The sequence below is a fragment of the Arthrobacter sp. 'calajunan' genome (assembly GCF_046940185.1).
GTDB lineage: Bacteria > Actinomycetota > Actinomycetes > Actinomycetales > Micrococcaceae > Glutamicibacter > Glutamicibacter soli.
Genome location: NZ_JBKZDY010000016.1, coordinates 38,150 through 45,112, shown reverse-complemented (window position 1 = coordinate 45,112; position 6,963 = coordinate 38,150). Strand labels below are relative to the sequence as shown.

Sequence of the window (6,963 nt, the reverse complement as noted above, 5' to 3'; positions counted from 1 at the left end):
ATTTTATATACTGTGTGGTTGTGGGGGGCCTGGTTATTTTTGTATAGCAGAGTGTGTTGCGCCATTGCCGCCGTGGGGGCGGGGCAGTTCTTTGCGAACTGCCCCGCCATCACGGGTTTTGCTGGTTGACCGTCCGTCACCACGGGGACGGTTCGTAGTCCTTGAGGAAGCAGCCGTAGAGGTCGATGCCGCGCTCGCCGTCAACGATGGGCTGGTAGACGCGGGCGGCGCCGTCGATCAGGTCCAGCGGGGCGTGCCAGCCCTCGGCGACCATCCGCACCTTCGAATCGTGCGGACGCTCGTCGGTGATCCACCCGGTGTCCACCGCGGACATCAGGATCCGGTCGGTTTTGAGCATTTCCTGGGCGCTGGTGCGCGTGAGCATGTTCAGCGAGGCCTTGGCCATGTTGGTGTGAGGGTGCCCGGCGCCCTTGTAGCGGCGGGAGAACTGCCCCTCCATGGCGGAGACGTTAACGATGTACTTGCGGCGCGCCTCGGAGGCGGCCAGCGCCGGGCGCAGCCGGGAGGCCAGCAGGAACGGCGCGGTGACGTTGCACAGCTGCACTTCCAGCATCTCCAGCGCATCCACGTCGCCCAGGATCTGCGTCCAGGAATTCTCGGTGACCACGTCAGGCACCAGACCGCCGGCGTCGATGGCGGTGCCCGCGGCGATGCGCTCCAGCGAGGCGGAGCCGGCGGTCATCGCCAGGTCCGCGAGCTGCTGCGCATCGTAGCTGCCCAGCGTGCTCGGGGCCAGCAGCGCCGAGTCCTCCAGGCGGAAGGCGCTGGCCAGGGCGCGGGGGTGCTCGGCCGGCGGGTTCGCTTCTCCCCACAGCTCCGGGCCGCCCTGCCCGAAGGCCAGTTCCCCGGCCAGCGGCTGCTGCTCTGATTCGATCAGGTGCTGGTAGGAGTTCGCCGTGCGGCGCACGGTCTGGGCGGCGTTGTTGATCAGGATGTCCAGCGGGCCCTCGGCCGCGACGCGGTCGGCCAGCGAGATCACCTGGGCGGGGTCGCGCAGGTCGATGCCCACGATGCGCAGCCGGTGCAGCCAGTCCGCGCTGTCCTCCAGCGCCGCGAAGCGCCGGGCCGCGTCCTTGGGGAAGCGGGTGGTGATGGTGGTGTGGGCGCCGTCGCGCAGCAGGCGCAGGGCGATGTGCATGCCGATCTTGGCCCGTCCCCCGGTGAGCAGCGCGCGCTTGCCGGTCAGGTCCGCGCGGGCGTCGCGGCGTTCGCGGCCTGCGGCGGCGCAGTCGGGGCACAGGTAGTGGTGGAAGGCGTCCACCGTGGTGTAGCGCTGCTTGCAGATGTAGCAGCCGCGCGGCTTGCGGAATTCCCCGGCGCTCTGTTCCAGGGTCGGAGTGCTCAGATCCAGGCCCAGGGTCTCGTCGTCCAGCCGTTGCGGGGAGCCGGTGGCGGTGCGCTCGATCAGCGCGCGGTCCCCGGCGCTGATCTCGGCGCGCTTCTGGGACTTGCGGTAGCGCTTGGCGGCCTTGAACATGTTGCTGGTCGCGCGGCGCACGGCGATATGCCGTTCGTCCTCGGAGTCCAGTTGATGCACCACGGAGAGCACCTTCAGCGCGGTAGCCAGTTCCTCGGCGGTGAAAAGTTCGGGATCGCCGGCCGCGGCCGGGGAAGTGTGTTCGGTCATCTCAGTCTCGTTAGGGTGCGGCCGGCGGGCGGCTACTTGGCGGCCAGGTCCGCCAGGGTGGCGATGAGCAGGCGGCGTTCGACCACCTTGATGCGCTCGTGCAGGGTCTCTTCGGTGTCGGTGTCCAGAATGGCCACGGCTTCCTGGCGCAGGATCGGGCCGGTGTCCACCCCGGTGTCCGCGATGTGCACGGTGCAGCCGGTCACCTTCACGCCGTAGGCCATGGCATCGCGCACGCCGTGGGCGCCGGGGAAGGACGGCAGCAGGGCCGGGTGGGTGTTGATGTAGGTGCCGTCGAAGGCGTTGATGAATTCCTCACCCACGATGCGCATGAAGCCGGAGGACACCACGTAGTCCGGGGCGTAGGACAGGCACTTTTCGGTCAGCGCGTGGTTCCACTCGCCGCGGTCAGCAAAGTCCTTGAAGTTCACCACGAAGGTCTCGATGCCGGCGGCCGCCGAACGCTGAACCCCGTAGGTGCCGTGCTTGTCGGCGCCCACCGCCGCGATCTGCACATCTGCCAGTTCGCCGCTGGCGACCGCGTCGATGACTGCCTGGAGATTCGAACCGGTGCCGGACACCAAAACCACAATACGCATAGCTTCCATTCTACGGTTGGCGGCAAGCCTGCACCGACCCGGTGCCTGTTGCGGCTTTCGAACTTCGTCACATCGAACCGGCCCCTGTCCATGGGCCGGGCCCGGGCCTAGACTGAATTTCCGGCCGAGCAACCAAGGAGTGGACCATGAGCCAGATCGTCCCGGATGACAAGGACTGGACCTTCGTCCTGCATGAAGTGTGCCCCGAGTGCGGTGTCGACGTGCGCACCCTGTCGGTGCAGGAAACCGTGGCGCAGATGCCGCAGGTGGTCAAGCGCTACCAGTCGGTGCTGGAGCATCCGGGAGCCGCCACCCGCCGCAACCCCGCCCGCTGGAGCGACCAGGAGTACGTGGTGCACGTGGCCGAGATGCTGGAAGTCATGCTCGGGCGCCTGGATTTGATGCTGGAGCAGGCCGACCCGGGCTTTCCGAACTGGGACCAGGATATTGCCGCCGAGCAAGGCCACTACAATACGCTGAGCCCGGAACAGGCGTCGCAGAAGCTGCGCGCGGCGGCCGAGGCCTATGCCGCCAGGCTTGAGAGCATCAGTCCGGAGAAATATTCCCGCAGGGGCATACGCTCAAATGGCGCCACGTTTACGGTGGAAACACTGAACCAGTATGCCTGGCATGACGTGGTGCACCACCTCTGGGATCTGGACGCCTGAACCGATGCGCCTCCGGCGCTAGCCTTCGAGCACCGGGTCGGTTTCGAACAGCGGGGCGATCAGGTAGCCGATGGCGGTGCCCAGGCCGATCTGCAGGGCCAGCGCCCCGGCGGTCACCCAGGCGTGCGGGCCGATCTCGGTCAGCCGGCCGATGGCCAGCGAGCCGGAGGACAGCCACGAACCGGCCAGCGACATCAGGCCGGCCACGATACCGGTGAACACGGCCAGGCAGGCGGTGGAGGCGCCCAGCGCCAGCGCGTTGAACGGGATGCGGCGGGCGAACCAGTCCTCCAGGTGGTTCTCCCCCACACGCAGGAAGTACCAGCCGGCCAGGATGCCTGCCAGCACCGGGATCAGCAGGTAGAGCCACTGGTTGGCCGGCTCGCCGGAAGGCAGCGCCGCCAGCATCGGGATCGAGGGCAGCGGGCCGACGGTGGTTTCCAGCGTGGACAGCGTGCTGCCCGCACCCAGGCTGAACCCGCCGCCGCTGATCCAGGAGAGCACCCAGAACACCGCGTTGGGGATCAGCGCCAGCTGCAGCAGGGTCAGTGCGGCGGACCCGATAGGCCCGGGGCGCAGTTCCTGATAGACGTTGGCGACCTCGGTCCAGTGCAGCCCCAGGGTGATGGTCAGCAGGATGCCGGAGATGCCCACGGCGGCCACGTAGCCCATGAAGCCCGAGACGATCACATGCCAGACGTATGACCCGGCCCAGCGGCGGTGCGGAGAGACGCTGTGCAGGTAGGCGGCGGTGTCCATGCCGAACAGCCGGCCCCAGGAGCCGGCCTCGCGGCGGGCGCCGATGATCAGGCCCAGCGAGGCGATGATCAGCGGGATGAAGGTGGCGGCCAGGATATTGACCCTGCCGTAGTCGTTCGCGACCAGGAAGCCGACGCCGGTGCCGATGGCCCCGTAGGCCAGGATGGCACCCAGCAGGCCCTGCCAGAGCTGGTCGGTGTAGGAGGCGCGGGCAATGCGGCGCCCTGCGCGCAGGCAGAAGAGGAAGGGCAGCAGGCTCAGCCCCAGCGGCATCAGCGTCAGCCAGCCGGTGACCGAGCTCGGATCCGTCTCGGGCCCCAAGTTGAAGACCTCGATGGGCACACCGTGGATGAGCAGCCAGACGAACCCGGCGAACTGCAGGATCGTCTCGAAGGAGTCCTCCAGGAAGCCGCCGCTGAAGTAGACAGCGACCAGCGGCAGGGCAATCAGCGCCAAGGCGAACACGACCGATTGCAGCATCTCGAAGACTCCCTGCAGGGCAAGGGGCATCGGCCAGCCGTTGCGCAGGCGCAACATCACTGCCTTCATGGGTTTCTTTTCGCGGCTCATCATCTTCCATGGTGCCACCATCGGCGCCGACCGATCATGATCGACGCGCAATGATGGCACCTTGGGTAAGGCAGATCGCCTGGGTCAGTAGCTGTCAGGCGTTGCGCCCGAGGCCTCGGCCCGGTAGCTGGCGGCCAGCGCCTCGGTGGAGCGGGCCAGCAGCGCTACGTCCGCGCCGACGCCCACGTATTGGGCCCCGGCTTCGATGTACTTGCGCGCGGTGGCCGCATCGAAGGCGTTCACGCCCACGTACCTGCCGGCGGTGCGGGCCGCGGCAATGGACTTCATCACGCCGGCGACCACCTCGGGGTGGTTCTGCTGGCCGATCACTCCCATGGAGGCCGCGAGGTCCGAAGGCCCGATGAAGATGCCGTCCAGGCCCGCGGTGGCCACGATCGCCTCGACGTTCTCCACCGCTTCGGCGGATTCGATCTGCACCATGACGGTGATGGTCTCCCCGGCCCGGTTCAGGTAGTCGGGGATGCGGTTCCAGCGGGCCGAGCGGGCCAGCGCCGAGCCGACGCCGCGCACGCCGGCCGGCGGATAGTTGCAGGCCGCGACAGCGTTGGCCGCCTGCTGCGCGTCATTGACCATCGGGATGATCAGCGACTGCACCCCCAGATCCAGGTACTGCTTGATGACCACCGGGTCGTTCACCGGCGGGCGCACCACGGGCACCACCGGGTAGCCGCGCACCGCCTGCAGCTGGGCCAGGATGCTGCCCAGGTCGTTGGGCGAGTGCTCGCCGTCGATGAACAGCCAGTCGAAGCCGGCGCCGGCGCAGATCTCTGCGACCAGCGGGGAGCCCGAGCAGACCCACACCCCTGACAGGGCGTGGTCGGCGTCCTTGAGCGCGTCCTTCAGCGAGGCATCGGGTTCTACTCGAAATGGCATGTCACGGTTCCCAGCGGTCCGTAGTCGGCGAAAACGGTGTCGTTTTCGTAGACCCACATCGGACGGGTGAAGGATCCGGCGAGGATGATCTCGCCGGCGTTGAGCTTATCGCCGTGGGCGGCGATCTTGTTGGCCAGCCAGTACACGCCGGCGGCCGGGTGGTTCAGCACGCCGGCGGCGACGCCGGTTTCCTCCACGGTCTGGTTCTTGAACAGGATGCCTGAGACCCAGCGCAGGTCCACGGCTTCCGGACGCACCGGATTGCCGCCGATGACCATGGCGCCCATCGCCGCGTTGTCGGAGATGGTGTCCACGATGGTGCGGCCTTCCATCTCGATGCGCGAATCGAGGATCTCCAGGGCGGGAATGACGTATTCGGTGGCTTCCAGCACGTCGAAGATGTTCGCGTTCGGGCCCTTGATGTCCTTCTTGAGCTTGAACGCCAGTTCCATTTCGATGCGCGGGTGGGTGTACTGGTCCCACTTCACGGTGCACCCGGAGTCCAGGACCATGTCGTCGAAGATGATGCCGTAGTCCGGCTCGGTGATGCCGGTGGCCATCTGCATGGCGCGGGAGGTCAGGCCGATCTTGCGGCCTGCCAGCACACGGCCGTTGGCCTCGGAGCGCTGGCGCCAGAGGTTCTGCACCCGATAGGAGTCCTCGACGGTCATTTCCGGGTAGCGGGCAGTCAGGCGGGGCACCGGGGTACGCGTGACTCCTGCTTGGACCAGTTCATCGGCGATTGCCGTGATTGTTTCCTCGGATAGCATCGACTGCTACACCTTTCACTGGTAGTACAAAGCTGCGCGGGCACCGCCGAACGCCGTCGCGTCGCTGCTCGGCCCACAATCCTTGATGTTATCGGTGTTCAGCAGGCATGGCACATCGTACTAACATTTTCTCCCTGCCCTCGACGAATCCGGTCGAGATGCCGGCAGGCATGGAAAATCCCGCGGGGCACCGGGCTTGGAGCTCGGCGCCCCGCGGGATTCGCGGGTTTCGGGGCTTGCCTAGCTGGCCCCGGAGCGGACGTTGGCCAGCAGCGCTTCGAAGGGCAGGGAGGTCATCTCGTCGTTGGGGTCGGCGGTTTCGCTGACCGACGGGGCGATGGACCGGGTGTCGCCCAGATCGGCGTCGGGCTTCAGCTCCCCGTCGGAGGCCGCCAGGGCCATGGCCACCTCGCGGGCCACGCGCTGCGCGCGGTCGGACAGGGTGCCTGAGATGCCCTGGCCGCCGAAGTCCTCCGAGGTGGCGAAGACCGTGGTGGGCATGACCTGCGCGCGCAGGTAGGCGAAGATCGGCCGCATGGCGTAGTCGATGGCCAGCTGGTGGCGCTGGGTGCCCGCGGTGGCGGCGAGTACTACCGGTTTGCCGCTGAGCGACTTGGGATCCAGGATGTCCAGGAAGGACTTGAACAAGCCGGAGACCGAGGCGGTGAAGACCGGCGTCACGGCCACCAGCACGTTGGCGCCGACCACCGCGTCGATGACCCGTTGCAGGGTTGGCGCCGCGAATCCGGTGAGCATGTTGTTGGTGATGTCGCTGGCGTGCTCGCGCAGCTCGATGTTGGCCACGTCGGCCTGCACGCCGGCGAGCGCCAGCTGCCCGGCGATGGATTCGCCCAGCTGGCGTCCCAGCAGCGAGGAACTCGACGGGCTCCCCAGGCCACCACTGATCACCACAACGGACTTGCTCATGTTCACGCCTTTCCCGAGGTTTAGATGCGTATGCATGTAACAACCCGCAACATCTGGGATCTATTCCCGAGGCCCGAAAAGACTGCCCGCTCGTGCGCGAAAACTGCGAATTTCATTATTGTAACGAG

General features: G+C 67.1%; 7 protein-coding genes. 1 reads left to right on the top strand and 6 read right to left on the bottom strand.

Annotation, left to right across the window (positions count from 1 at the left end; all coding sequences use genetic code 11):
* Nucleotides 1-136: 136 nt before the first annotated feature.
* Together RF641_RS16795 and purN are read right to left on the bottom strand one after the other, a co-directional pair.
* Nucleotides 137-1,648, bottom strand: coding sequence for an SDR family NAD(P)-dependent oxidoreductase (locus RF641_RS16795; RefSeq protein WP_424573673.1), 1,512 nt, complete (start codon nt 1,646-1,648; stop codon nt 137-139).
* Between the two features lie 32 nt (nt 1,649-1,680).
* Nucleotides 1,681-2,247: a phosphoribosylglycinamide formyltransferase gene (gene purN, locus RF641_RS16790; protein ID WP_047118333.1), complete on the bottom strand. Its 567-nt coding sequence runs from the start codon at nt 2,245-2,247 to the stop codon at nt 1,681-1,683.
* Nucleotides 2,248-2,393: 146 nt separating this feature from the next.
* Here purN and RF641_RS16785 point away from each other — a divergent pair, with 146 nt between their 5' ends.
* Nucleotides 2,394-2,915, top strand: a complete 522-nt coding sequence (locus RF641_RS16785) for a DinB family protein (RefSeq protein WP_424573672.1) — start codon at nt 2,394-2,396, stop codon at nt 2,913-2,915.
* Between the two features lie 18 nt (nt 2,916-2,933).
* On the opposite strand, the gene RF641_RS16780 is transcribed toward RF641_RS16785, so the two are convergent.
* The 4 genes from RF641_RS16780 to RF641_RS16765 all read right to left on the bottom strand — a co-directional run bounded on the left by RF641_RS16780 (nt 2,934) and on the right by RF641_RS16765 (nt 6,835).
* A complete protein-coding gene (locus tag RF641_RS16780) occupies nt 2,934-4,244 on the bottom strand; it encodes a cell division protein PerM (protein WP_286163524.1) in 1,311 nt (436 codons plus the stop codon).
* Nucleotides 4,245-4,328: 84 nt separating this feature from the next.
* Entirely contained in the window at nt 4,329-5,138 is an 810-nt protein-coding gene (locus RF641_RS16775) for an HpcH/HpaI aldolase family protein (RefSeq protein ID WP_424573671.1), read from the bottom strand.
* Nucleotides 5,123-5,908, bottom strand: coding sequence for a 2-oxo-hept-4-ene-1,7-dioate hydratase (hpaH, locus tag RF641_RS16770; protein ID WP_047118331.1), 786 nt, complete (start codon nt 5,906-5,908; stop codon nt 5,123-5,125). Before hpaH ends, RF641_RS16775 begins: the two co-directional genes overlap by 16 nt.
* A gap of 240 nt (nt 5,909-6,148) precedes the next feature.
* Nucleotides 6,149-6,835: a CE1759 family FMN reductase gene (locus RF641_RS16765; protein WP_424573670.1), complete on the bottom strand. Its 687-nt coding sequence runs from the start codon at nt 6,833-6,835 to the stop codon at nt 6,149-6,151.
* Nucleotides 6,836-6,963: the final 128 nt, after the last annotated feature.